21 protein-coding genes are annotated in these 24,691 nt (G+C 68.2%); 17 read left to right on the top strand and 4 right to left on the bottom strand.

Features of this window, described 5'->3' with window-relative positions:
- The first annotated feature begins 75 nt into the window (after nt 1-75).
- The 10 genes from LDO15_RS13030 (at nt 76) to LDO15_RS12985 (ending at nt 11,797) form a co-directional block, all read left to right on the top strand.
- Entirely contained in the window at nt 76-1,482 is a 1,407-nt protein-coding gene (locus tag LDO15_RS13030; protein ID WP_223979330.1) for an MFS transporter, read from the top strand.
- Entirely contained in the window at nt 1,479-2,390 is a 912-nt protein-coding gene (locus tag LDO15_RS13025; RefSeq protein WP_223979329.1) for a shikimate dehydrogenase, read from the top strand. Before LDO15_RS13030 ends, LDO15_RS13025 begins: the two co-directional genes overlap by 4 nt.
- Nucleotides 2,387-3,169, top strand: a complete 783-nt coding sequence (locus LDO15_RS13020) for an SDR family oxidoreductase (protein WP_223979327.1) — start codon at nt 2,387-2,389, stop codon at nt 3,167-3,169. The genes LDO15_RS13025 and LDO15_RS13020 overlap by 4 nt, the downstream gene beginning before the upstream one ends.
- Nucleotides 3,170-3,243: 74 nt before the next feature.
- A complete protein-coding gene (locus LDO15_RS13015; RefSeq protein WP_223979326.1) occupies nt 3,244-4,401 on the top strand; it encodes a Gfo/Idh/MocA family oxidoreductase in 1,158 nt (385 codons plus the stop codon).
- 9 nt (nt 4,402-4,410) lie between these two features.
- Nucleotides 4,411-6,519, top strand: a complete 2,109-nt coding sequence (locus LDO15_RS13010) for an FAD-dependent oxidoreductase (protein ID WP_223979324.1) — start codon at nt 4,411-4,413, stop codon at nt 6,517-6,519.
- On the top strand, nt 6,516-7,421 hold the full coding sequence (locus tag LDO15_RS13005) for a TIM barrel protein (protein WP_223979322.1): 906 nt from the start codon (nt 6,516-6,518) through the stop codon (nt 7,419-7,421). The genes LDO15_RS13010 and LDO15_RS13005 overlap by 4 nt, the downstream gene beginning before the upstream one ends.
- Nucleotides 7,418-8,254, top strand: coding sequence for an aldo/keto reductase (locus LDO15_RS13000; protein ID WP_223979321.1), 837 nt, complete (start codon nt 7,418-7,420; stop codon nt 8,252-8,254). The genes LDO15_RS13005 and LDO15_RS13000 overlap by 4 nt, the downstream gene beginning before the upstream one ends.
- A gap of 12 nt (nt 8,255-8,266) precedes the next feature.
- On the top strand, nt 8,267-10,078 hold the full coding sequence (locus tag LDO15_RS12995; RefSeq protein WP_223979320.1) for an FAD-dependent oxidoreductase: 1,812 nt from the start codon (nt 8,267-8,269) through the stop codon (nt 10,076-10,078).
- Nucleotides 10,079-10,155: 77 nt separating this feature from the next.
- Complete coding sequence (locus LDO15_RS12990; protein WP_223979319.1) at nt 10,156-10,671, top strand: DUF664 domain-containing protein; 516 nt, start codon at nt 10,156-10,158, stop codon at nt 10,669-10,671.
- Between the two features lie 7 nt (nt 10,672-10,678).
- Entirely contained in the window at nt 10,679-11,797 is a 1,119-nt protein-coding gene (locus LDO15_RS12985; RefSeq protein WP_223979318.1) for an aminotransferase class V-fold PLP-dependent enzyme, read from the top strand.
- 391 nt (nt 11,798-12,188) lie between these two features.
- On the opposite strand, the gene LDO15_RS12975 is transcribed toward LDO15_RS12985, so the two are convergent.
- Nucleotides 12,189-12,884 (bottom strand): maleylpyruvate isomerase family mycothiol-dependent enzyme, encoded by a 696-nt coding sequence (locus LDO15_RS12975; protein ID WP_223979317.1) that lies wholly within the window; start codon nt 12,882-12,884, stop codon nt 12,189-12,191.
- 89 nt (nt 12,885-12,973) lie between these two features.
- Entirely contained in the window at nt 12,974-13,453 is a 480-nt protein-coding gene (locus tag LDO15_RS12970; RefSeq protein ID WP_223979316.1) for a nuclear transport factor 2 family protein, read from the bottom strand.
- A gap of 456 nt (nt 13,454-13,909) precedes the next feature.
- Between LDO15_RS12970 and LDO15_RS12965 the strand changes: the two genes are divergently transcribed.
- Nucleotides 13,910-17,479: a choice-of-anchor D domain-containing protein gene (locus tag LDO15_RS12965; RefSeq protein WP_223979315.1), complete on the top strand. Its 3,570-nt coding sequence runs from the start codon at nt 13,910-13,912 to the stop codon at nt 17,477-17,479.
- A 12-nt stretch (nt 17,480-17,491) separates the two neighbouring features.
- Here the strand turns inward: LDO15_RS12965 and LDO15_RS12960 are convergent, their stop codons facing one another.
- Together LDO15_RS12960 and LDO15_RS12955 are read right to left on the bottom strand one after the other, a co-directional pair.
- On the bottom strand, nt 17,492-18,346 hold the full coding sequence (locus LDO15_RS12960) for an alpha/beta fold hydrolase (protein ID WP_223979313.1): 855 nt from the start codon (nt 18,344-18,346) through the stop codon (nt 17,492-17,494).
- On the bottom strand, nt 18,343-19,668 hold the full coding sequence (locus tag LDO15_RS12955) for an NAD(P)/FAD-dependent oxidoreductase (RefSeq protein WP_346655958.1): 1,326 nt from the start codon (nt 19,666-19,668) through the stop codon (nt 18,343-18,345). The genes LDO15_RS12960 and LDO15_RS12955 overlap by 4 nt, the downstream gene beginning before the upstream one ends.
- Before the next feature lie 287 nt (nt 19,669-19,955).
- Between LDO15_RS12955 and LDO15_RS12950 the strand changes: the two genes are divergently transcribed.
- The 6 genes from LDO15_RS12950 to LDO15_RS12925 all read left to right on the top strand — a co-directional run bounded on the left by LDO15_RS12950 (nt 19,956) and on the right by LDO15_RS12925 (nt 24,679).
- Nucleotides 19,956-20,756, top strand: coding sequence for a TetR/AcrR family transcriptional regulator (locus LDO15_RS12950; protein ID WP_223979309.1), 801 nt, complete (start codon nt 19,956-19,958; stop codon nt 20,754-20,756).
- 101 nt (nt 20,757-20,857) lie between these two features.
- Nucleotides 20,858-21,859, top strand: a complete 1,002-nt coding sequence (locus tag LDO15_RS12945; protein ID WP_223979307.1) for a zinc-binding dehydrogenase — start codon at nt 20,858-20,860, stop codon at nt 21,857-21,859.
- Between the two features lie 160 nt (nt 21,860-22,019).
- Nucleotides 22,020-22,508, top strand: a complete 489-nt coding sequence (locus tag LDO15_RS12940; RefSeq protein WP_223979305.1) for a nuclear transport factor 2 family protein — start codon at nt 22,020-22,022, stop codon at nt 22,506-22,508.
- A 298-nt stretch (nt 22,509-22,806) separates the two neighbouring features.
- The gene (locus tag LDO15_RS12935) at nt 22,807-23,286 is read left to right on the top strand and encodes a DUF6325 family protein (protein ID WP_223979303.1); all 480 of its coding nucleotides are present in this window, start codon (nt 22,807-22,809) and stop codon (nt 23,284-23,286) included.
- 1 nt (nt 23,287) lies between these two features.
- A complete protein-coding gene (locus LDO15_RS12930; RefSeq protein ID WP_167467810.1) occupies nt 23,288-23,443 on the top strand; it encodes a hypothetical protein in 156 nt (51 codons plus the stop codon).
- Between the two features lie 252 nt (nt 23,444-23,695).
- Complete coding sequence (locus tag LDO15_RS12925) at nt 23,696-24,679, top strand: dienelactone hydrolase family protein (protein ID WP_223979301.1); 984 nt, start codon at nt 23,696-23,698, stop codon at nt 24,677-24,679.
- Nucleotides 24,680-24,691 lie beyond the last annotated feature (12 nt).

The following is a 24,691-nucleotide window of genomic DNA, read 5'->3' as shown; positions in this document are numbered from 1 at the left end:
GCGGAACCTGGCCGCAGTGTCGCCGACTTCAGGAGACTGCGTGGTCACGGTTCCCGGTCACATGAAGGGAACACCATGTCAATGTCGACATCGGCGTCAGCACGGCCTCGGAACAACGCAAAAATCGCGGCGGTCTCAGGGTTTGTCGGAAGCGCTCTTGAGTATTACGACTTTTTCATCTTCGGCTCAGCGGCAGCGCTGATCTTCGGGAAGCTGTTCTTCGCCCCGGGCCCGTCGTCGATGCTGTTGTCCTTCGCCACCGTCGGCGTCGCCTACGTTGCCCGCCCGCTCGGGGCAGTCATCTGCGGCCACCTCGGCGACAAATTCGGGCGGAAGAGGGTGCTGCTCTTCACCTTGCTCCTGATGGGCACGTCGACGTTCCTGATCGGCTGCCTTCCCACCTACAGCCAGATCGGCATGGCAGCACCCGTCCTGATCGTGGCCCTGCGGCTGCTCCAGGGACTGTCCGCCGGCGGCGAATCGCCCGGCTCGAGCTCGCTCACCCTCGAGCACGCCCCCGACACGAAGCGCGCCTTCTACACGAGCTGGACCATGAGCGGCATCATGTTCGGCATCGTGCTCTCCACCCTCGTCTTCATCCCGGTGGCATCCATGCCGGAGCAGCAGCTCCTGGCCTGGGGCTGGCGCATCCCCTTCCTCGCGAGCGCAATCGTGACCGTCGTCGCCTTTGTGCTTCGGCGGCTGCTCGAAGAGCCTCCCGTCTTCGAAGAGGTGAAAGAGAACGACGACGTGGTCAAGGTGCCCCTCGTCACCTTGTTCCGCCACCACTGGCTCACGGTCCTCCGCATCACCGCCATGTCCCTGTTCACCATCATCAATACGATCGTCAACGTGTTCGCGCTCTCATACGCCACCTCGGTAGTCGGAGTCGACAAGGGACTCATGCTGGTGGTGATCGCCGTGGCCAACCTCACTGCGGTTGCCATGGGCCCCCTGGCAGGCATCCTTTCCGACCGGATCGGCCGCAAGCCCGTCTTCCTCACCGGGCTCGTGCTGCAGATCGGCATGATCTATGTGTTCTTCGCGGCACTGTCCGCCGCCAACGTAGCGCTGATCTTCCTGACCGGAATCCTGCTCATCGGGGTTGCCTACACCGGCGCGAATTCCATTTACCCCGCCTACTTCCCGGAGCAGTTCCCGGTCAAGGTCCGCTACTCCGGGATGGCCGTCAGCCTCATGTTCGGCCTGCTCCTGGCCGGGTTCGCTCCCGCGATCGCCGAACTCCTCATCGGCGGCGACAAATCCAATTGGGTGCCCGTGGCAACATTCGCGGCCGTGGCCTGCCTTATCTCCGCGATCGCCACCCTTACCGGACCCGAGACCTTCAGGACCCCGACCGCGCTGCTGGGACTGAAGAAATCCCCCAAGCGGTTCCAGGCGCCACCGGCCGGCATGGCAGAAACAGGCATGGCAGCAGCCGCCACGGCAGAAGCAGCCACGGCAGAAAAGGCACCCGTATGAGCGTCCAGACGCTGGAGAGCACGTGGGCGTTTCCTGGCCGGGTTCCCGACCGCACCCACCGGCATCTCGTCGGCCTGCTCGGTGCCGGCATCGCAGGATCGCTGACGCCCGGCCTGCACGAATCGGAAGCTGACCGGCTGGGTCTGTCCTACACCTACCGCGTGATCGACCTCGACGCTATCGGCCAGACGGCCGAACGGTCCGCCGCCCTGGTCCGGAGCGCAGCCGACCTCGGCTACGACGGACTCAACGTCACGCACCCCAGCAAGCAGCTGGTCCAGGCGGGGCTGGACGATCTCTCACCCGACGCCCGCATCCTGGGTGCCGTGAACACCATCACCTTCCACGACGGAAAAGCAGTCGGCCACAACACCGATCACCTCGGTTTCCTTGGCGGCTTCCGGGCCGGCCTGCCCTCCGCCGCCACCAACCTGGTGGTCCAGGTCGGCGCCGGCGGGGCAGGAGCGGCGGTGGCCTTCGGGCTCCTCCGCGCCGGAGCCAAACAGCTGGTGATCGCGGACATCGACCCGGCCAAGGCCGAGAGCCTCGCTGCGCGGCTTGCCCCGCACTTTCCGGACAGCGAGGTGTCCGTCACCCGCACCGACGCGGTGGCCCCGAGTCTCCTGGAGGCCGACGGACTGGTCAATACGACCCCGATCGGCATGAGCGGCCATCCAGGTCTTCCCCTCGATCCCAGGCTCATCCACTCCCGGCTCTGGGTGGCGGACGTCATCTACCGGCCCCTCGAAACCCAGCTGATCAAGGCTGCGAGGGCCCGGGGCTGCGAGGTGCTCGACGGCGGACGAATGGTGGTGGGGCAGGCCGTCGCGGCCTTTGAACTCTTCACCGGCATCCGACCCGACGCCGACAGCATGCTGGCCTCCTTCCAGGACGCGGTCCGCTCATGACCTCAGAACTGGCACCGGGCATCATCTCAAGAACGCCCGGGTCCATCGCGGAGTCGCGCTGCCTTGTCATCGGAGCGGCGAGCGGCATTGGCCTGGCAACCGCGGAACGGCTGCGGGCGTCGGGCGCCGTCGTCATCGGGGCGGATCTGCCGTCCGCCCGCTGGTCCGGCGGCCGCGCCGAATCCTCACATGCCGCCGGCTGGTCCCTTGCCATGGACGTGACGGACCCCCGGTCCGTCAGGGCGGCCGTTTCCTCGGCCTTGCGGACACTGGGCGGCCTCGACGTCGTCGTGAACTGCGCTGGCATCCTCGGCCGGGTGGCCTCGGCCCTCACCACCCCGGTCGAGGAATTCGACCGCATCCTGAAGATCAACCTGACCGGCGCGTTCATCGTCTCCCAGGCCGTCCTGCCCGCCATGGCGGAGGCGGGCTACGGCCGGCTCCTGCACATCTCGTCGACGGCGGGCAAGGAAGGCGTCATCAATATGCCCGCCTACTCTGCCAGCAAGGCCGGCATCCTGGGCCTCGTGAAGTCACTGGCCAAGGAGTTTGCCCTTTCCGGCGTCACGGTGAATGCGCTGGCCCCCGGCAATGTCATGACACCGCTTTTTCAGGAAGTCCCGGCGGAACAGCAGGCGGCACAAGCGGCCAAGATCCCGATGGGCCGGTTCGGGACGCCGGCCGAAGCGGCAGCACTCATCGAATTCATCGTTTCCCCTGCTGCCTCGTACACGACCGGATCCGTCTTTGACCTTTCCGGCGGCCGCGCCACCTACTAATGGCACTGCCGGCCCACCACAAGCAGCCCATCCCAGTCCTCCACGATCCCCGCATCAGAAAGATGGCCCTTCCGATGACCACTCCAGCACCCACAGCCCCCCGCACCCTCCGCGTTGGAATCGCGGGATGCGGCGCCATTTCCCGTAACCACCTGGCGGCATTCCGCGCCCTGGACGACGTGCAGATCGTCGGGGTGTGTGACATCGACCCGGACAGGGCCCGTGCCGCCGCTGCTGCGTGGGAAGTTCCCGCCGCCGTCGGCAGCGTCGGCGAGCTGCTGGACCTGGGCCTTGACCTTGTGTCGGTCTGCACGCCGCATCCCACCCATGAGGACGTGGTGCTGCAGGCTGCCGCGGCCGGGGTCCACGTGCTCTGCGAGAAGCCGATCGCCATCGAACTGGAGTCCGCGGAGCGCATGGTGGCAGCCTGCGACGACGCGGGCGTAAAACTGGGGGTACTGTTCCAGCGCCGGTTCTGGCCCGCGGCGCAGCGCATCCGTGCCGCGATCGACGACGGCACCCTGGGCCGGCCAATCCTGGGCCAGTGCTCGGTGATGCTGCAGCGCGAACCCGAGTACTACTCCCGTGACGCCTGGCGGGGGACCTGGGCCAGCGACGGCGGCGGGGTGCTGATGACCCAGGCCATCCACTACATCGACCTGCTGCAGTGGTTCATGGGGGACGTGGCGGAGGTCTACGGCAAGATCAGCACGTACAAGCACGGCGGGCACATCGAGGTGGAGGACTCCGCCACCGCCGTCATCACCTTTACCTCGGGGGCCATGGCAACCCTGGAGGCCTCGACGGCGGTGTCCCCGAGCCTGGGAGTGCAGCTCCGCATCACGGGGGAGACGGGCGCCTCCGCCTCCCTGACCGAGTACCCCGAAGGCAGCGACGGCCGCATGGATTTGTGGGCTGCGGGCGAGACGATCAGCACCGAGCCCGCCCACCCGGAAGGAACCCGCCCGAACGTGGATCTTGCCGCCATCAACGGCCAGCTCATCCCGCACCACGCCACCCAAGTCCGCGATTTCGTTCGGGCCCTCCGGGACGGCACGGATCCTGCCATCACCGGCCAGGACGCCACCAGGGCGCTGCGGATCCTGCTGGCCGTCTATGAGTCGTCGCACTCCGGGCTCCCGGTGCGCTTCACTGAACAGCGCACTGAACAGCGCACTGTGCAACAGACAGAGCAACATGCAGTGCAGCCGCTCGCGACGGTGGCGGGCTAGGGAATAGTGATGGAACAGAACACACGCCACAGTGCCCAGCCCCTAAGCGCCCAGCCCCTGAGTGCCCAGCCCCTCACGCTGGGCCGCAATGGCCGCACCCCGAAGACGCTCCGCAACCGGCTCGCCTCCGCCCCCATGGAACGCAACTACGGCACCACCGAGGGCGCCATCACGGACCAGTACATCGACTACCTTCTCACCCGGGCCAAAGCCGGACTGGGGCTGGTCACCACCGAGGCCACCTTCGTCCGCGCCGACGGCAAGGGCCGCACGCACCAGCTGGGGCTGCACACGGATGCGATGATTCCCGGGCTGCGCCGGCTGACCGACGCCCTGCACGCCGAAGGCGCGCTCGCCGCCGTCGAGCTCAACCACGGCGGGCGCACCGCCCAGGCCGCCGTGTCCGGGTTCAAGAACCTGGCGCCGTCGCCGGTGCCGTGCGCGACGGCGGGCGGCGAGGTTCCCCGGGAACTCACCGCCGCCGAGTGCCATGAGCTGGTGGAGGCCTACGCCCAGGCCGCCCGCCGGGCCGTGCAGGCCGGCTTCGACGTCATCAACATCCACGGCGCGCACGGCTACCTGATCCACCAGTTCATGTCGCCGATTTCCAACCACCGTACGGACGAGTTCGCCGCGCCCGAACGCTTCATGAACCTGGTCATCGATGCCGTGCGGGCAGCGGTCCCGGACACGATCGTGGGCCTGCGCGTCTCCGTGGTGGAAGGCCCCGCGGAGGGAATCAGCGCCGAACAGCAGGTGGAGATCATCGCCAGGGCGCACCTGGAACACTTGGACTTCCTGGACATCTCCGCCGGCAGTTACGAGGCCGGCGAGTGGATCGTGCAGTCCGGCGAGTGGAAACCGGGAATCCTGGCCGACTACGCCAGGGCCTACCGCCGGTTCGGGCTGCCGCTCGGCATGGCCGGCCGGCTGAATACCCCGGAGATCATCGAGAAGGTCCTCCGCGAGGGGACATGCGACTTCGTCAGCCTGGCCCGTGCCATCCACGCCGACCCCGCTTTCGTGGGCGGGGTCCTGCACGGCGGCCGCTACCGCCCGTGCATTGCCTGCAACGTCTGCATCGACAACCTGGGGCAGGGCCAGGTGACCTGCACGGTCAACCCGGCCGTGGGCCGCTCCCGCGTCCCCGTCCCCACCCCGGCCGTCCGCGACGGCTCCCACGTCCTGGTGGTGGGCGCCGGTCCGGCCGGCCTCACCGCCGCCCGCGAGCTCGCCGAAGCCGGTGCGAAGGTGACCGTGCTCGACGCCGGGACGCGCCCCGGCGGGCAGTTCGCGCTGGCCGAACGCATGAAATCCACCCCTGATTTCCACCGCTTCGCGCAGTGGTCCGCGGAGGAAAACACCCGGCTCGGCATCGACGTGCGGCTGGGCACGCACGCGGACACCAACGACACCGGCGCCTTGGCCCGCGCCACCGCGGCAGACGCCGTCGTGATCGCCATCGGCGGATTCCGGCCCGCCGCCGGGTTCCCCGGCGACGAGTCCCCGAACGTCCTGGATGTGCGCGAGTGGCTCGGCGCCCACGCGGAAATCCTTGACGCCGGCGCGGCCGGCAGCACGCCCGCAAACGCCGCCGTTCCGGAGGCCGTGACCATTTGGGGCGCCGATTCCGTCGCCATGAGCGTTGCGGACACCCTCGCGGACCGCGGGACGGCAGTGCTTCTGGTGGGCCCCCAGGACGTCATTGCCCCCGAATCCGGGCGCCGCGCCAAAATCCTCGCCGTGCCCCGGCTGACGGCCAACCCCCGGGTGCGGGTCCGGCTCGGAACGGCTATCGAGGAGTACGACGGCGCCCGTGTCCGGATCAGCGGCCCGGGCCTTCCGCCCGGCGGGGAATGGCTGGCCGCGCCGGGACCCCTGCTGGTTTCGCGGTCCGTGGTCCCGCTCGACGGTTCGGTCCCGGCGGACCTCCGCGACGCACAACTGAGCGGCACCGCCGGGGTACCGGTGACGCTGGCCGGAACCGTCGTGGACCAGACGCCGGCCACCGCCTCCAACGCCGTCAAGAGCGGCTACGACGCAGCCCAGCGCATCGCCGCGCTCCTGACGCCCGGCGCCGACAGCAAGACCATGAGCCTGAACGGAGCAGCATCATGAGCCGCACCACCCGCCCGCTACTGGGCCTCGCCCAACTGTCCCTCCTGGACACCGCCCCGCCCGAACTGCTCGGCATCGCCGCGGAAGCAGGTTTTGACTTCATTGGCGCGCGGGTCCGTCCCGTGACGGCCACCGAACGGCCCTACGACCTCCAGCCCGGTTCACCGATGGCGAGGGAGACCGTGGCCCGGATGCGGGACACCGGCGTGACCGTCCGTGACATCGAATTCCTGCTGCTGGACGGCAGCGACCAGCGGGAAGCCTGGCTGCGGATGATGGAAGCCGGGCAGGCACTGGGAGCCAGTTCCTTGACGGTTGCAGCGGCCGACCCTGACGGCTCCCGGCTGGTCCACACGCTGGCCCGGATGGCCGAGGACGGCCGCGGTTTCGGCATCGTCCCGACCCTGGAAGCGATCTCGTACCAGCCCGTCGCCTCGATTGCCCAGGCCGCGGACATCGCCCGGCAGAGCGGCTGCCGGATCGTGGTGGACACCCTGCACTTCAATCGCTTCAACGGTTTCAACCTTGTCAACGACCAGGGAGACGGGGGAAGCGGGGGAGCCGGGGCCCAATGGGACCAGCTGCGCGCCAACGCGGACCTCGTGCCCCTGCTCCAGCTGTGCGACGGACCGTCCCGGCGGCCGTCCAGCCGCGAGGAACTCGTCGTCGAATCCCGCTCGGAACGCGAGGTGCCCGGCGAGGGCGACTTCGACCTCGCCGCCGCAGTAGCCGCGCTCCCGGACGGCCTCCCGCTGAGCGCGGAGACGCCGTCGGACCGCCGGGTGGCGGAACTCGGCGAACTCGGCTGGGCGCGCCGGCTCAAATCAGGCGTGGAGTCAGTGCTGGCTGCCGCCGGCACGCGCCGGGAAGCCGGACACCTCCAGGGAGCAGGCCCCCGATGAACGGATCCAAGGACATGACGACGGCGGAGCTGACGTCCGGGGTACGCATCCCGCTCATCGGGCTGGGAACCTGGCCCCTGGCGGGCGAGGATGCCTCGGCCGCGGTGGCCCAGGCCATCGAAGGCGGATACCGGCATATCGACACGGCCGAGAACTACGCCAATGAGGCCGCTGTGGGGGAGGGGATCCGGCGCAGCGGCATCGAGCGCAGCCAACTGTTCCTCACCACCAAGTTCAACAGCGAATGGCACAGCAAAGACGGAGTGCTCGAGGCCTTCGGTCATGCCCTGAAGCGGCTTCGCACGGACTATCTGGACCTCTTCCTGGTGCACTGGCCCAACCCGGCCCAGGGGCAGTTCGTCGACGCCTGCGAGGGCCTTCAACGGCTGGTCGACGACGGGGCCATCCGGGCCTGGGGAGTGTCCAATTTCATGCCCGCCCACCTGCGGATCGTCCACGGCGCCGGGCTTCGCGTCCCGCTGAACCAGGTGCAGATCGACCCGGAGCACGGCCAGCCCGGGCAACTGGCCTACCACCGCGACCACGGTATATTGACGGCGGCCTACAGCCCGCTCGGCCGCAACGGAGCCTTCCTCAGCCACCCGGCCGTGACCGGGCCGGCCCGGGAGTTGGATAAGACACCGGCGCAGATCGTCCTGCGCTGGCACATTCAACACGGCCGGGTGGCCGTCCCCAAGTCAGCGAACCACCAGCGTCAGCGCGAGAACCTCGACGTCTTCAGCTTCGTCCTGACCCAGGGGCAGCTCGACGCCATCGACGCGCTCGAAACCGGGGCACCGCCGCGCCTGGATTCCGACACTTACTTCCACTGAAAGAGACATGACATGGCTATATCCCAAGACACTGAACGTGAACGTCCCGGCGTGGACTGTGACGTCCTGGTGGTGGGCTCCGGCGCCGGCGGGCTGTCCGCCGCGGTCACGGCCGCCTACCACGGACTGAAAGTCATTGTGGTGGAAAAGGCAGACGTCTGCGGCGGTGCCACCTCCTGGTCCGGCGGCTGGGCCTGGACCCCGGGGAACCCGCTGGCCAAGGCCGACGGCGTCAACGAGGACCGCGAGCTCTTCCGCACCTACCTCCGCCACCGACTGGGCGGGAACTACCGCGAGGACAAGGTGGACGCTTTCCTCGAGGCGGTTCCGCACATGGTGGGCTTCTTCCACGACAAGACCAGCCTGCAGTTCGTTCCGGGCGCCAAGATCAAGGACATCTACGGCAGCACGCCCGGCGCCGGGACCGGGCACCGCTCGGTGGGCCCGAAGCCGTTCAACGCCCGGCGCATCAGGCCCGGGCTGCGGGCCAAGATGCGCCACCAGCTCTACGAGACCTCGTTCCTGGGCATGGGCATCATGGCAGGCCCGGACCTCACCAAGTTCCTCTCCGCCTCCCAGGGCAATCTGCAGGGGCTGTTCCACGCCGGCTGGCGGGTGGGGCTGCACCTGCTGGATCTCCTCACGCACCGGCGAAACATGCAGCTGGTCAACGGCACCGCCCTCACCGGCCGGCTCATGAAATCCGCCGATGACCTCGACGTGGACATCCGCGTCTCCACGCCTGCCCGGAGCCTGGTTGCCGATCACACCGGCCAGGTCACGGGCGCCGTCGTGGATTCCCCCGCCGGCAGCTACACGATCAACGCCACCCGCGGAGTGGTGCTGGCCGCCGGCGGCTTCCCGAACGACGTCACCCGGCGCGCCGCGCTGTTCCCCCACACGCCCACCGGCCGCGAGCACTGGACGCTGGCGCCGAAGGAAACCACCGGCGACGGTATCACCATGGCCCAGGCCGTGGGCGCCCGCTTCGACACCGACGTGAAATCCCCGGCCGCCTGGTGCCCGGTGTCACTGGTCCCGTACCGCAACGGACGCACCGGGACGTTCCCGCACATCATGGACCGGGCGAAACCGGGCAGCATCGGGGTGCGGACGGACGGTCGGCGGTTCGTGAACGAGGCCAACGGTTACTACGACTACGTCGACGGGCTGCTCACGGCGACCCCGGACGGCGAACCGGTCGAGGCGTGGCAGATCGCCGACGCCGCGTTCGTCCGCAAGTTCCCGCTGGGAATGGCCAAGCCGCTGCCCGTGCCGCTTTTCCCCTACCTGCGCTCGGGCTACCTGAAGAAGGGCAACACGATCGAGGAACTCGCCGTTGCCTGCGGCATCAGCCCGGAAGGCCTCGCCACCACCGTGGCGGAATTCAACGAGAACGCCCGCCAGGGCGTGGATCCCGCCTTCGACCGCGGCGCCAGCGAGTTCAACCGCTACGGCGGGGACCCGAAAAACACCCCGAACCCGTCGCTGCGCCCGCTGGATAAGGGGCCGTTCTACGCCGTCAAAATCGTGCCGGGGTCCTTCGGCACCTTCGCCGGGCTCGCCGCCGACGCACGGGCGCGGGTACTGGATCAATCCGGCAAGCCCATCGCCGGCCTCTACGTCGCCGGAAACGACCAGGCCTCCGTCATGGGAGGGCACTACCCGGCCGGCGGCATCAACCTCGGCCCGGCCCTGACGTTCGGCTACATCGCCGGCCGCGACCTCGCCAACGCCACACACTACGAGGACGACGGCAGCCGGGCCCCGGAAATCTGCGCCGTGAATGTTCAGGCCGCGGACAAGCTGCGCGCCCCCGCGTAAGCCGCCAGGCCCTATCCGCCGGTGCGGCCTCCGTGCAAGCATGGGGGCTCAGCGACGATGCACCGTGAGGGGACTCGATGAAATCCAACGAACTGCTGCTGGACGCCTTCGGCCGGATCCATGAGACCGTGGCCGACGCCCTTGACGGCGTCGACGACCGGACCCTGCTCCGCCGGCCCTCAGGCAACGGAAACTCCATGGCATGGCTGATCTGGCACCTCAGCCGGGTTGAGGACGCCCAGCTCGCCGCCGTGGCAGGCCTGGAACAGGTCTGGACCTCGCAGGGTTTTGTCGGCCGGTTCCACCTGCCCCTTCCCCAACGCGACACCGGCTACGGGCATTCGAGCAGCCAGGTCGACGCAGTGCAGGCGCCGCCGGAGCTGTTGCTCGATTACTACGACGCCGTCCACCGGCAGACCGTGGAGTTCCTTCAGGCCCTCGGCGACGGCGACTTCGACCGCATCGTCGATACCCGCTGGGACCCGCCCGTCACGCTCGGGGTGCGGCTGGTCAGCACTATCGCCGATTGCCTCCAGCACGTGGGCCAGGCGGCGTACGCCAGGGGCTTGAACCCCGGGCACGCCAACGGGTAGGGGAGCCGTGCACGCCGCAGAGATCCGGCACCTCTTCCCCGGACTCGAAGGCACGATCTACCTCAATACCGCCACCATGAACGTCGGCTGCGCCCCCGCCAAGGCGGCCTACGAGCTGGCGGTCCAGCAGTGGTCCGTCGGCCGGTTCGACTGGATGGGAGCAGAGCGGGCCGGGGAAGAGGCCCGCGCCATGTTCGCGGCGATCATCGGTGCCACGGTGGAGGAGATCGCGATCGTTCCGGCCGTCAGCACAGCCGCGGGAATCGTGGCCGCCAACCTGCCGCCCGGGAAGCCGGGCGAGAACATCGTGGTCGCCGAGAACGAATTCACCTCGAACTACTTCCCCTGGCTCCTGCTCCGGGAGCGAGGCTACGAGGTCCGCTCCGTTGCACCGGCCGGCGACGGCGTGTCGGCCGAGGACTTCGGCCACGCGGCCGACGGCGGCACCCGGCTCATCGCTGTGAGCGCCGTGCATTCAGCCAACGGGTACCGGGCCGACCTGCCCGCGCTCAGCCGGGTGGCTGCCCGCTCCGGCGCCTGGTTCTTCGTCGACGCGTGCCAGGCGGCCGGCGCTGTGCCGCTGGACGTGGTGCTCGACGGCGTCGATTTCCTGGCCGCGGCCAGCCACAAGTTCCTGCTCGGCTCGAGGGGCATGGGCTACCTCTACGTCCGTCGCGGGCTGCTGGACCGTCTCCGGCCCATAGTGCCCGGCTGGAAGGCCGCCCGAATTCCGAGCGAGAGCTTCTACGGGCCCCGCATGGACCTGTCGCCTACCGCGTCGAAGCTCGATGCCTCGCTGGCGTGGTTTCCGGCCCTGGCCGAGCAGGCGGCGCTCGGCATCTTCGGCCGGTTCGGGATCACGGCCCTGCTCGACCGCAATACCCTGCTCGCCCGGCGCCTGGCGGAAGCGCTGGCGGCGCAGGGGTCCTCCTTCCGACCCTTCGCCGAGGAGCACCGCTCCACCATTGTCTCCGTGCCGGTGACGGACCCGGAGGCCGTCATGGCGCGCTTCCGCCAGGCCAACGTCGTCGCGTCGGTGCGGGAAGGCAGGGTCCGCCTGTCGGTGCACTTCTACAATCTCGAAGAAGAACTCGATCGCGTGGCCGAGCTCATTGGACACGGGTGAGCGGCTCCACAATCTCGCGGGCCTGCCAGGCGGCGTCGAAATGTACACAACGTCAACGTCCGGGTCAGCCACAGGATCCTCGTAGCTTCCAGGGGCGAGGGATGTGAAACCGGCCCGCGAACTCCGCCGCCGTCGCCAGCTTCCGGGAACCCACAGCGTTAACCAAAGAGCCGCCGTCGACCAAGTCTGAGGTTTGCAGCCCCGCGATGAACCCTGTGCGGAGAATTCCCCACCGGACAGCGGGCGTGGAGACATCGGCGGTGCTGAGTGTGGCGTTGTCTGACCTGCGGCGGGGTTCCGCTCAGCAGGTGGTCACGAAAGGGTCGGGGACGTTGGGAGCGTCCACAGCCTCCGGCGGACATGTTTGTATCCTCAGCCCGGCGGCCGGGCCTTAGGGCGTGAGCGGTCCCCGCAGCACGCGGAGGGCGAAGGCGGTGTCACCTTCGATTACCCCGGCGGTCTGGAGATCGGATCGGCCCCAGAGGCCGAGGTACATCACGGGCAACGGGGCGGTAACCGTTGCCACGGCGGGGCCCGGGCCCAGTGTCCAGTTCCTGGCTCCGGGCACATGGAAGGTCACAGCCTTGTCCGGGTGCGGCATCCGGTCCAGCCGCAACTGGCGCGGCGTGAACATGGTCAGGACTTCGTCGACCCCGTCGAGCATGAAGTCCTCGCCGAGGGCGGGGATCTCCAGGCCAAGTGCCTGGCAGGCGTCGATGAGGTGGATGGCGTGTTCATGCGCCTGCCGCCGAAGCCAGAACCCGGCCGTGCGCGGCGGCGGTCCGAAGTTCCAGCACCGTTTCCCGGGATCAAGTGCCGTCATCGTTGCGAGGAACGGTGCCGCGCCCTCGAGAAACCATCCGGCGGCTCCCTTTGCCGGCGGAGGCGGTTCCGCCACGAACGTGCCCCCGCGAACCACCGTCGCGGCCCACCGCTCGATGGAACCGAGATGCCCGAACAGTTGGTCGAGCGTCCAGCCGTGGCAGGCCGGCACGGGGCGGGCCAGCATGTCCTCCGGCTGGCGGGCGAGCGTGCACAGACGGTCCAGGGAGGCGGCCAGCTCGGCCAGATAGCGATCAGGCGACATGGGATGAGCCTAATGCGACACCGGCGCGCGGGCTGCGCGCGCCATGCGGCTGCCGGCCGTCAGGGCCGTGCCCGCCGCGGCCACCGCGGCTAGTGATGGTCGGCCGCGGAGTCAGCGGAGTCAGGGTCCCTCAATCGGCCGAGCTGCACCCGGGTCTTGTCCACGTTGTCATCAGGCAGCGCGTCGCCGTGCCGATGGATGATCTTCCACTCGCCGTTCTCGCGCCGGAAGATGGTGGTGACTCTCAGGGAGTAAGGCAGGGGTTCGGCCCCGCCGATCGATGCGGTCGTATGCTCGATGCCCACGATGTACGCGAGGTCCCCGCTGGCCCCTGACGCTGTGACGTCGTACTCGAACGATGTGCAGTTCGAAAACCTGGAGGCGAGCTCGTCGAACGACGCCGAGACCTCCGCCGGCCCGACCCTGGTCATGACTGCACCGAAAAGTGTCACCGGGTCCTTGGTGGACCACAAACTTTGCCGGGGACTGGCATCGCCGTTGTGCAGTGCGGTCTCGGCCGCCGTCAGGGGCGGTAGGACTGCGGCCACAAAAGCTTCTGATTCGTCCACGGTGCTCCCTCCGTTCCGGCCCCGGCATCAATTATCCGAAGCCCCGCCAGGCGTGGCAAGGGTCCACCAGACACGGGTCGTGGCCACACAGTGGCGCAAACACGCAGGCAGCAGCGGACAACCATTCCGGCGCGCCGACACTTGCGGCCCATGCCCGGTCCCCGCGTCCCCGGTCTCCGCGTCATGGTGCGGCGCCCCCTGGGCACCTCCGGGGAAGCAAGTAGGCACTCGGGTTCCCCGGCGCAGCCCGCAAGTAGCGCCCGAAATAAAGCGAGAGCCGCCCCCGAAAAGACGAGTAGGCCCCACTCGCGCGCTAATCATGCCCCGATTCTAGGCTCCTTTGTACTGGGTTAATAAAGTCAATGTAGTGGTCAGAAACGGGTCTCAGCCATGCATGATCAAACAGAACTTCGGGTGTCGTCTGGCCATTCCAAGGGCCGTCTTCGCGGTGGACGCATGGGCGGGTCTCCACACCTGCGGAAGCACCGGACCGTCACGATCCACGCACCCTCGACCCAGCTCCGCCCGTGGTCCCGGGGCGCCTGGGCTTCCCTGCTGTCGGCATCCCTTGCATTTGCCGGGCTGTCCATCGGCGAGACCGCCGCCGCGGACGTGGGGACCATCGCCACCGATTCGCTGCGGACCAGCTGGGACAAGGACGAACCCGGGCTCTCGCCGTCGGCGGTCGCGTCATCGAACTTCGGCAAACTCTTCTCCGCGACGGTCGACGGGCAAGTCTATGCCCAGCCGCTCGTCGTGGGCGGCACCGTGATTGCCGCTACGGAGAACAATGCCGTCTACGGGCTGGACGGCGCCACTGGTGCGGCAAAATGGACCCGCAAACTCGGGCCGGCGTGGCCGGCGTCGACCGTTCACTGCGGTGACCTCACGCCGAACATCGGAATCACGTCGACGCCGGTCTACGACCCGGCGACGAAAAGCGTCTTCCTGCTGGCGAAGACGAATGACGGGGCAAGCAAACTGCTCCCGCACTGGTATATGCACTCCCTCGATGTGGCAACCGGCGCGGAGAGGCCCGGGTTCCCCGTCACAATCGAAGGCGCCCCGACCAATGACCCCACACGCCCGTTCAACCCGATGACAGCGATGCAGCGCCCGGGACTGCTGCTCCTGGACGGCGTGGTCTATGCGGGATTTGCCAGCCACTGTGACTACACCCCCTTCGTCGGCTATGTCGTCGGTGTATCGACCGCCGGACGTCAGACGACGATGTGGGCGACCGAATCAGGCAACGCCAACGCGGAGGGCGGAATCTGGCAGTCCGGCGGAGGGCTGGTGTCCGACGGTCCCGGCCAGATCCTGCTCACCACAGGGAACGGCATCTCCCCGAAGCCGGGCCCGGGTTCGAAGCCTCCCACCACCCTGGCCGAGGCGGTGGTCCGGCTCCGGGTGGGCAGCGACGGCAACCTCAAAGCCACCGATTTCTTCAGCCCGGCCGACAACGCGAAACTGAACCGAAACGACGCCGACCTTGGGTCCGGGGCTCCCATCGGGATCCCGGACGGCTACGGCACCGCGGACCATCCGCACCTGATGGCGCAGATCGGCAAAGACGGCACGCTGTACCTCTTGGACCGGGACAACCTGGGCGGCATGGCGCAGGGGCCCGGCGGAACCGACGCCGTCCTGGACAAGGCCGGTCCGTACAGCGGAGTGTGGGGCAAGCCCGCATTTCTCGGCACCACCAACGGTGGATACCTCTACGTCGTCGAGAGCAACGGGTACCTCCGGGCGTTCAAGCTCGTGCCTGGCGCCAATGGCGGGATCAGCCTCGCCGCCGTCGGGACCTCCGCCGGCACGTTCGGGTTCAGCTCCGGCTCGCCCGTGGTGACGTCCTCCGGCAAGGACGGGTCCTCCGCCCTGGTCTGGGTGGTCTATGTCAGCGCGGGGACCGGGGCAGATGCCGAACTGCGTGCCTACCGGGCCATGCCTGACAGCACGGGCAACCTCAAGGAAGTCTTCAGCGCCCCACTGGGCATAGGGGCCAAGTTCTCCTCGGTGGCTACTGACAAGGGCCGCGTGTATGTGGGCACCAGGGACGGGCACGTCCTGGGCTTCGGCGCCCCGACAACGTCAGCGGTGGGGGCAAAGGACACCGACCTCGGCAACGTCAAGGTGGGTTCCTCCGTGACCGGCAGCGTGACGATCACCGCGTCGCGGGCGGTAACGGTCAGCTCCATCACCACGCGCGCTCCGTTCTCGATCGGAACCACGCTCACGCTGCCCCGGAAATTGGCGAAAGGCGGAAGCATGACGGTGCCCGTGACCTTCTCCCCGACGGTTCCGGGCCAGGCGGACGGCACACTGACGGTCAAGACGGCCGACGGCGAGACCGACCTCCTCGGCGTCCACGGCGTTGGCACGAAGGAGGGCCTGGGCGCGACTCCGGCCTTGGTCCAGTTCACCGACGTCCCGACCAAGACAGTCAGCCGGCAGACGGTCAACATCGTCAATACGGGCACGACCGTCGCCAAGATCACCGGCGTCAGGCTGCCGACGAACACGCAGCTCCGCGTCGACCCCGCCACGGTGCCGGCCATTGGGCAGACGATCCAGCCTCTCTCCTCGGTTGCGGTGTCCATGACGTTCAGCCCAACGTCGGCGGATCCGGTGACCGACTCACTCGTCGTCACCAGCGACCGGGGAGGCGTGACCGTCAAGGTGAGCGCGACCGCCGTCTCAGGAGCGGCGCACCTGCAGATGCCGCGCACGCTGGACTTTGGTGACGTCCCGGTCGGGACCTCCGTTACCAGGGCGTTCGAGATACAGAACACCGGCAACATCCCGATGATCATCACCAAGGCGAAAGCGCCACAGGGGGTCTTTTCAACCACCACACCCATTGCCGAGGGGCTGAAGATTCCCGCGGGTGAATCCGCGTACCAGTCCGTGACCTTCACGCCCACGGCCTTCGGGCAGGCCGGGACAACGGAAACCTACTACCTGATCACTACCGATGACGGCCAGGGTGCGCTGAAGGTGATGCTGACCGGGAAAGGCACCGACGACCCGATCGCGGCCTACGCCTGGCAGACCAACGCCGGCCGCCCTAGTTCGGCGCTCGGCCGTTCGCTGACCTTGGAGTACGCCGTGGCGGGAGGAAAGTGCCAGGACTATGTCAGAGGGATGATCTGCTGGTCAGCCAAGACCGGGGCGCATGGGGTCATCGGTGAGATCAACAAACGCTACAAGGCCGCCGGCGGTCCCGCCGGGATCCTGGGCTTCCCGACGTCCGAGCAAAATGTATCGCCGGACGGGGTGGGGCTTTACAGCCACTTCGCCGGATCGGGCGGGGCCTCGATCTACTTCTCGCCGACGACGGGAGCGCATTTTGTCCTGGGGGCGATCCGATCGAAATGGATGGCACTGGGCGCGGAAACAGGACCGCTGGGCTATCCGATCAACGATGAGAAGGGCACTCCGGACAGGCTGGGACGGTACAACCACTTCTCCGGAGCAGGCGGGGCATCGATCTACTGGTCGAAGGCTACGGGGGCGCACTCCGTGACGGGTGAGGTCCGGGCCAAGTGGGCGTCACTGGGCTGGGAGACCGGCCTTGGCTATCCGACCTCCGATACTACGAAGTCCGCGGACACGGTGGGCCTCTACAACCACTTCTCCCGTGCGGGCGGAAACTCGATCTTCTGGTCACCAACGACCGGGGCGCACTTTGTGATGGGCGCTATCCGGTCCAAGTGGGCGGCGCAGGGCTGGGAGACCGGCCCGCTGCGCTACCCCACTACGGACGAGAAGGGCGCCCCGGATAAGGTGGGGCGGTACAACCACTTCTCCGGTGGCGGCGGGGCATCGATCTACTGGACCCCGACTACCCGGGCGCATCCGGTGACCGGCGCGATCCGGTCCAAGTGGGCGTCACTGGGCTGGGAGACGAGCCGGCTGGGCTATCCTACCAGCGACTCATACACGGTTTCCGTGGGCCGGGCAACGGATTTCCAGAACGGGCGGCTGACGTGGAACGCAACGACCAAGAGAGTTATCGGATAGCGGCAGCGCGCGTCAGGTCAGGAACTTCCGGATCAGTTCGGCCGTCTCCCGGGCCCGTTCCAGGTGCGGCATATGCCCGGTCTTCTCGAAGAGATGCGTCGTGGCGCCGGGCAGCAGCCTGCGCGCCTCGGCCAGGTGCCCGACCGGCAGGATGAGGTCCGAGTCGCCCCACAGGATCAGCACGGGTTTTTCTGCGGCGGCCACCTCGGCGAGCAGGCGGGCCCGCCACGTCCGACGGATCCCCCGGAACGTTCCGAGGTCGCGGACGACTTCGCGGAAGGCCCGCATGGCGCCCCGCTGGGTCCCGCGGGCCAGACTCGCAGCGATACGGTCCCGGGAGACGAAGGCGCGGTCCACGAAGAGTGCACGCTCTGTCTGACAGGCGGTCTTCCGGGTCGGCCTGAGCAGGACCCTGCCGACCACAGGCAGTGCGATCAGCCGCAGCGCCGGTGTCACGGTGGCGCCGAAGCCGGCGCTGTTGATCAGCACCAGGCGGCGCACCTTGTCCGGCCGCACCACGGACAGGCGCATCGCGACGGCGCCGCCAAGGGAGTTCCCGACGACGTCGACGGCGCCCAGTTCGCCGTCGGTATCCAAGGCATCCAGGAACCGGGAGACCCACGCGGCCAGCGTCTCGAGTGTGTGCCGTCCGGGCAGTGGGGTCGAGCCGCCGAACCCGGCGAGATCCACGCTGATTACCCGACGGCCGGCCTCCAGCAGCCGGTGCTGGTCGTCCCAGTCGGCCAGGCTCCGGCCGATGCCGTGCAGTAAGAGGACCGGGGGCCCGGTTCCCGTGTCGCGGTAGCGGGCCGGGCGGCCGTCCACGGCGATCGTCCGGGGTGCGGCCAGCGCGGGGTGCGCGCTCATGAGGCTGCGGCCCGTTCGGGGGTGCCCGATCGCGGCGTGGCGGAGCGTCCGCTAAACCGAAGGCCCTTGCCGTGAAGCCTGCTGAGCCGGAACATCCTGACATCGCGCGGGTAGTTCTGGTGCAGCCGCCACGGCGCGTGCCCGCCCTGCTTGGGCATCTGGTCGATGCCGCGGCGGATGTAACCGGAGGTGAGATCGATCAGCGGCCTGAGGTCACCGACGTCGGCAGGAGCCACCGGCGTCACCGTCGTGTGGCGGCTCCGGTCAAGGTGGCGCAGGATCCGCGCAACGTAGTGCACCACGAGATCGATCTTCAGAGTCCAGGACGCGTTCGTGTAGCCGATCGCGAAGGCCAGGTTCGGGACATCTGCCAGCATCATGCCCTGATAGGTGACCTTCTGCGACGGGTCGACCGGGACGCCGTCGACCCTCAGGTCCATGCCGCCGAAGAGCAACAGATTCAGGCCGGTGGCAGTCACCACGACGTCGGCGGCCAGTTCGGCGCCCGACGCAAGACGGATCCCCGCCGGCGTCAGGGTATCGATCGTGTCTGTGACGACGTCGGCGCCGCCGGACCGGATCGCCTTGAAGAGGTCGCCGTTGGGCACAATGCACAGCCGCTCGTCCCAGGGGTTGTACTTCGGCTGGAAGTGCTTCTCGACGTCGTACCCCGCCGGCAGGCGCTTCATCACCTGATGCCGGAGGATGCTCTTCATCTTCTCCGGACTCCGCCGGCTGATCTGGTAGCTCAGCAGTGCCCGCGCGATGCCCTTCCAGCGCGAGACGACGCCGGCCAGGCGCCGGGGGACGTGCCGCGAAACGAGGGTGTCGAAGCCGGCGTCGGTGTCCGGGAGGACGGCCATGTAGCCGGGGGAGCGCTGCAGCATGGTGACGTGTTCCGCGGTGCAGGCCAGTGCGGGCACTAATGTGACGGCGGTGGCGCCGCTGCCGATCACGACGATCCGCTTACCGCTCGCATCGAAGTCCGCCGGCCAGTGCTGCGGGTGGATGATCGGGCCGGCGAAGCTTTCCTGGCCGGGGAACTCGGGACTGTAGCCCTCGTCGTAGCGGTAGTAGCCGGAGCAGACGAAGAGGAACGAGCACGTGATGGTCACGGAAGGCCCGGCGTCCCGGATGACCTCGACCGTCCAGAGCGAGGTTTCCGAGGACCAGTCGGCACCCGCCACGCGGTGACCGTAGCGGATCAAACGGTCAACGCCGTAGGCGGAAGCGGTCTCGCGCACATACTGCAGGATGGACCGCCCCGGGGCGATCGACGTCGACGTCTCCCACGGCCGGAAGGAATAGCCGAGAGTGAACATGTCGCTATCAGACCGAACCCCCGGGTAGCGGAAGAGATCCCAGGTGCCGCCGCTGGATTCACGGGCCTCTAGTAGTGCAATCGTCTTTGAGGGGAAGGCGGTTGTCAGGCGGCACGCCGCACCGATGCCGGAGAGGCCGGCTCCCACAATGAGGACGTCGAGATGTTCGGCGATGACGGTGCTCCCTGATAGGTGCGGGCCGGTGGGTGACTGCCCTAGTCCCCGCAGTTTATGAACAGGGCGTCGATTCAGTCAACACCCTGTCGAGAGGGTGCTACGCTGACCCCATGAACCTACCGGCCCCGACAGAAACCGCTTCGGCTGCCTCCACGCCGGCTGCGCAGGGTGCGCCCGCTGCTGCCCTACACGCTGCCCCTAACCGGGGCCGCCGGGCCGCCCGGCTGTCCGGCGATGAACGCCAGCGGGCCATCCTCATGGCGGCAGAGCGGCTGCTCGGTGAAAAGGACTTCGCGGACGTCACGATCGACGACCTCGCGCGCGGCGCCGGCATCTCGCGGCCGACGTTTTATTTCTACTTCGCCTCGAAGCAGGCTGTCCTGCTGGCACTCCTCGACCAGGTGGCGCACGAGGCCGAAAAACGGACGGCCGAGGTCTTCGCCGACCTCTCCACGGCGCCGTCGGCCGCATGGCGCAAAGCAATCGAGGCCTTCGTCGGGACGTTCGCGGAGCATCGGGGGGTCTCGGTAGCCGCCGCGGGTGCGCGCTCCTCGGAGCCGGAACTCGCCGCAGAGTGGGCCACCCTGACGAACCGCTGGATCGACGCCACGGCGGCTGCCATCCAAGATGAACGTGACCGCGGCGCCTCGCCGGCCGGCCCGGAGCCGCGGCTTCTGGCCAGTGCGCTCAATCTGCTCAATGAGCGCGTCATTACGGCGGCCCTCACAGGACTGGATCCGGCCAGACCTGATCAGATGGGACGGGATCAGATGGGACAGGATCAGATGGGACAGGCAGGTCCGGCAGCAGCACTCCCGGGCGGCGGCGGGGAAACCGTCGGGGAGACCGTCGAGACCCTGCTGCACATTTGGCTCACCAGCATCTATGGAGCGGTGCCGGCCGGGCCCTGACCTTTCAGCCCCGCGGACGCCTCCCCGGGGAGTGCCCCGGGATGGCTACCGGGATTTTGCACACCCGGAGCTCGTGCGCAGCCGATGTCGAAGGAGAAATCATGCTCGCAGGCCGACTGAACGTCGCGACCGCCACATTCGCCGTGCAGGAAGTGCCGGACCCGGAGGCCGGGCAGGGTCAGGTCCGGATCGCCGTCGCCGCGGCCGGCGTCTGCCTCTCTGATGTCCACCTCATCGAGGGGATGCTGAAGCCGCAGTACCTTCGGGGCGATACCGTGACGCTCGGGCACGAAGTCGCCGGAGTGATCGACCAGCTTGGCGACGGCGTCCAGGGATTGCGGCTCGGCCAGCGGGTCCTCCTCCAGGCCGGCGAAGAGCGCGGCGGCACGGTCCTGACCCGCGGCGTGGACTACGACGGCGGCTGGGCCCAGTACGCGGTAGCGTCCGCCGGCACGGTTGTTCTGCTGCCGGACGATCTCCCCTTTGAACAGGCCTGCTTCATCCCCGACGCCGTCTCGACGCCGTGGGCGGCCATCACCTCGACGGCCCGGACCCAGCCTGGAAAGCCTGCCGGAATCTGGGGCGTGGGAGGACTCGGGGCACACGCGGTGCAGTTGCTCCGCCTCGTGGGCGCCGCCCCGATCATCGCCGTCGACCCGCTTGAGGCGGCACGCATCCGCGCGCTCGAGTTTGGTGCCGACGCCGCCCTTGACCCCAACGACGCCGGATTCGCCGCGGCCATGAAGAATGCGACGCGCGGCCGCGGGCTTGCCACAGCGTTCGACTTCGCGGGGGTGCCGGCGGTCCGGGAACAGGCGGCGCGGTCCCTGGGCGCCGGTGGCAAGCTGGTGCTCGTGGGTCTGGCGGATCAGCCGCTGCATGTGAGCAACGGGACGCTGTTCAGCTACCTGCGGCAGCAGATCCTTGGCCACTACGGCTCGGCACCCACGGATGTGACCGATCTCGTCGCCCTGTTCGACCTGGGCCGGATCGAGTTCTCTCGTTCTGTCAGCCGCGTGATGCCGCTCGCCGAGGCGGCCGAAGCCGCACGGATGCTTAGCGAGAAGGACGGCAACCCGATCCGGATCGTGCTCAAGCCGTAGCCGCCCTCAGTCGTCCCGCTCGCGCGCCAGGCGCCTCGCGCCAGTTCCTTGCCCGGCCGGACCGGGAGGGTCTGGAACCGGGTGCGTGTGGCGGCGTACATTGACGATGGGGCATGCCGACAGCCGGCCCTTGCGGAGCTCCGGCAACGAGGCTGTGCATGTGATCGTGCATGAGATTTTGCATGAAATGGTGCGCGAGACCCCCACCGCACACAGGAGTGACCAGATGAGTGAAGCCATCCAACGCCTGCTGGCTGCCATCAATGCCCACGACCTCGAGTCAGCAGCCGCGTTGTTCGATGAAACGTACAGGAGCGCGCAGCCGGCTCATCCGGCCAGGGCATTTGTCGGCCGGTCACAGATGCACGCGAACTGGGCAGCAATGTTCGCCGGCATTCCCGACCTTCGCGTAGAAGTGGTCCGATCGGTGGATGACGGCAACACCACGTGGAGCGAATGGTCCTGGACCGGCACTCGCACCGACGGGCAGCCGTTCGACATGCGCGGCGTCACGATCTTCGAGATCGAGGACGGCCTCATAACGGCGGGTCGGCTGTTCATGGAAGAGGTCGAGCAGGAAAACGTGGGCATCGCCGAGGCAGTCCAGGGGCTGTCGGGCCGCCTCCCGGGTCAGCCGACCGACCGTTGACTGAACTCTCCGGCACTTCGACGTCGCCGGCGTCGTTGCGGGTCAGGTGAGCGGCCGTCGCACCGGCGGCAGCACCGCTCCCGCCGGCAAAGGAGACCTTACGGCGCTAAGACGTCATGTGGACGAGCTACCGGGTACTTCACGCCAGAAGTGATTTCTACAGCTGCCGGCACTCGAGTGGCGGGTGCGAGAGGTCACCCGGTGCGGGTGAGGCGGCGCACCACACCGGGGGCACACGATGGAACTGCGGCAATCCGTCGGATCGCCTTGAACCCAATGAGAAACGGAGGTCATCAGCATGGCTGAGTCACTGGATGAACTAGGGCCGGTGGACTGGCTCGTCGTGGAGTTCCCCGGCCCCGACTTTGGCAAAGGCCAGATCGCCCCGTACCTGGAGGACCTGGTCAACCGTGAGCTTGTCAGGGTGCTCGACATGGTGTTCCTGAGGAAGACCGAGGACGGCACGCTCGAGACGGCAGAGATCTCCGACCTCGACCCGAGCGAGCTCGGCGAGGTGCGCACGGCCGAGGCCGACCTGGCCATGGTGCTCTCTGAGCAGGACGTCATGGACCTGGCGGAGACGATCCAGCCCGGCCACTCCGCCGCGGTGCTCGTCTGGGAGAACCAGTGGGCTGCCCCGTTCGGCGCGGCCGTCCGCAAGGCCGGCGGCCAGCTCGTGGCCAGCGGCCGGATCCCGACCCAGGCCGTCATCGCCGCGTTCCAGGCCGACGCCGACGCCGAGGCCCAGTCGCCCGAAGGAATGAAGGAAGGAGCCTGACATGCCACTGGCAGCACGACGCAGGCGCAGGACCGCCGCCGCCGTAGGCGGGGCCGTTGTGGTCGCCCACGGGATTAACCGTCGCGGTGACCGGCGGGAGGACCGCCGGGATGACCGCGGCGACCGCCGGGAAGACCGCCGCGACCGCCGCGACTGACAACCGCGACTGACGCAACAGAGCCGGCCTCCGGCTCTCGCTGTGCGCATGACCCTTCCGGGGTCATGCGCACAGCACACCCACCGAGCACCCACCGAGCACCCACCGAGCGCACTTCCCCGGCAACTCCGGGGATTCTTGCGATCCAACACAGGGCCAGCGCAGGGCCAATACAGCGCAGCCCCGATGAGCCGCATCCCTTGCCGCGAGGCGTCCTTCGGAGGAGGATGATCGGCACCCAGGAGGCCCGACATGATCCAGCTTGGCAAGTATGAGAAGTATCTGATTGAGGAATTCTTCGACGATTACCGCTCCGGTGCCATGAGCCAGCGCACGTTCACGCGTCGGGTGGCCTTCATTACGGGCAGCATGGCGGCGGCGTCGGCGGCGATGCTCCTGGTGGGCTGCACGCCCGATGAACTTCCCCGCAGCACCGAACCCATGCCGACGCCATCGTCATCCTCGCCAGGCACGGGGCCGGGCCCAAATGCCTCCTCCGGGGGCGCGGTGCCCGGGGCCAAGAGCCCGCTGTCCGTCCCCGAGGGCGCGTCCGGAATCACGACGTCGACGGTGCGGTTCCCTGCGGGCGGCACCGAAATCAGCGGTTACCTCGCCCGGCCGGAGCAGGGTTCGGCCGGTCCCGCCGTGCTGATCTGCCACGAGAACCGCGGACTGACGCCGCATATCCAGGACGTGGCGCGCCGCTACGCAAAAGCCGGGTACGCGGCACTGGCCCTGGACCTGCTGAGCCGGGAAGGCGGAACAGCGGGCATGGACCCGGACGCAGTGCCGGGGGCGCTGACGAAGGCCGGATCCCAGCGCCACGTCTCCGACTTCGCCGCAGGATTCGACTACCTGAACGCCCAGGACTTCGTTGACCACGGGCGGATCGCCATGAACGGGTTCTGCTTTGGCGGCGGCATCACCTGGCAGGCGGCGACGGCGCTCCCCGGGCTGAAGGCCACGTCGGCGTTTTATGGCCCCGCACCCGATCTGGACAAGGTTGCGGCCATCAAGGCGGCCGTTCTTGGCGTCTACGCCGAACTCGACCAGCGGATCACCGGGGCCATGCCGGCGCTGCGGGATGCCCTGGCTAAAACCAACGTCCGGCACGAGCTCAAGGTCTATCCCGGGGTCGACCATGCGTTCCACAATGACACCGGGGAGCGGTATAACCAGGAACAGGCCACCGCCGCATGGAACGACACCCTGGCTTGGTTTGGCAAGTACGTCTGAGGGCGTGGTGCC

It is taken from the genome of Arthrobacter sp. NicSoilB8 (genome assembly GCF_019977355.1).
Taxonomy (GTDB): Bacteria; Actinomycetota; Actinomycetes; order Actinomycetales; family Micrococcaceae; genus Arthrobacter.
This window is presented reverse-complemented; position numbering and strand designations above follow the sequence as displayed.

Bases quoted from the DNA above. Each gene is read 5' to 3' on its own strand.
- LDO15_RS13030 (WP_223979330.1), top strand. From the start codon at position 76: ATGTCAATGTCGACATCGGCGTCAGCACGGCCTCGGAACAACGCAAAA.
- LDO15_RS13025 (WP_223979329.1), top strand. From the start codon at position 1,479: ATGAGCGTCCAGACGCTGGAGAGCACGTGGGCGTTTCCTGGCCGGGTT.
- LDO15_RS13020 (WP_223979327.1), top strand. From the start codon at position 2,387: ATGACCTCAGAACTGGCACCGGGCATCATCTCAAGAACGCCCGGGTCC.
- LDO15_RS13015 (WP_223979326.1), top strand. From the start codon at position 3,244: ATGACCACTCCAGCACCCACAGCCCCCCGCACCCTCCGCGTTGGAATC.
- LDO15_RS13010 (WP_223979324.1), top strand. From the start codon at position 4,411: ATGGAACAGAACACACGCCACAGTGCCCAGCCCCTAAGCGCCCAGCCC.
- LDO15_RS13005 (WP_223979322.1), top strand. From the start codon at position 6,516: ATGAGCCGCACCACCCGCCCGCTACTGGGCCTCGCCCAACTGTCCCTC.
- LDO15_RS13000 (WP_223979321.1), top strand. From the start codon at position 7,418: ATGAACGGATCCAAGGACATGACGACGGCGGAGCTGACGTCCGGGGTA.
- LDO15_RS12995 (WP_223979320.1), top strand. From the start codon at position 8,267: ATGGCTATATCCCAAGACACTGAACGTGAACGTCCCGGCGTGGACTGT.
- LDO15_RS12990 (WP_223979319.1), top strand. From the start codon at position 10,156: ATGAAATCCAACGAACTGCTGCTGGACGCCTTCGGCCGGATCCATGAG.
- LDO15_RS12975 (WP_223979317.1), bottom strand. From the start codon at position 12,884: ATGTCGCCTGATCGCTATCTGGCCGAGCTGGCCGCCTCCCTGGACCGT.
- LDO15_RS12965 (WP_223979315.1), top strand. From the start codon at position 13,910: ATGGGCGGGTCTCCACACCTGCGGAAGCACCGGACCGTCACGATCCAC.
- LDO15_RS12960 (WP_223979313.1), bottom strand. From the start codon at position 18,346: ATGAGCGCGCACCCCGCGCTGGCCGCACCCCGGACGATCGCCGTGGAC.
- LDO15_RS12955 (WP_346655958.1), bottom strand. From the start codon at position 19,668: ATGTTCACTCTCGGCTATTCCTTCCGGCCGTGGGAGACGTCGACGTCG.
- LDO15_RS12950 (WP_223979309.1), top strand. From the start codon at position 19,956: ATGAACCTACCGGCCCCGACAGAAACCGCTTCGGCTGCCTCCACGCCG.
- LDO15_RS12945 (WP_223979307.1), top strand. From the start codon at position 20,858: ATGCTCGCAGGCCGACTGAACGTCGCGACCGCCACATTCGCCGTGCAG.
- LDO15_RS12935 (WP_223979303.1), top strand. From the start codon at position 22,807: ATGGCTGAGTCACTGGATGAACTAGGGCCGGTGGACTGGCTCGTCGTG.
- LDO15_RS12930 (WP_167467810.1), top strand. From the start codon at position 23,288: ATGCCACTGGCAGCACGACGCAGGCGCAGGACCGCCGCCGCCGTAGGC.
- LDO15_RS12925 (WP_223979301.1), top strand. From the start codon at position 23,696: ATGATCCAGCTTGGCAAGTATGAGAAGTATCTGATTGAGGAATTCTTC.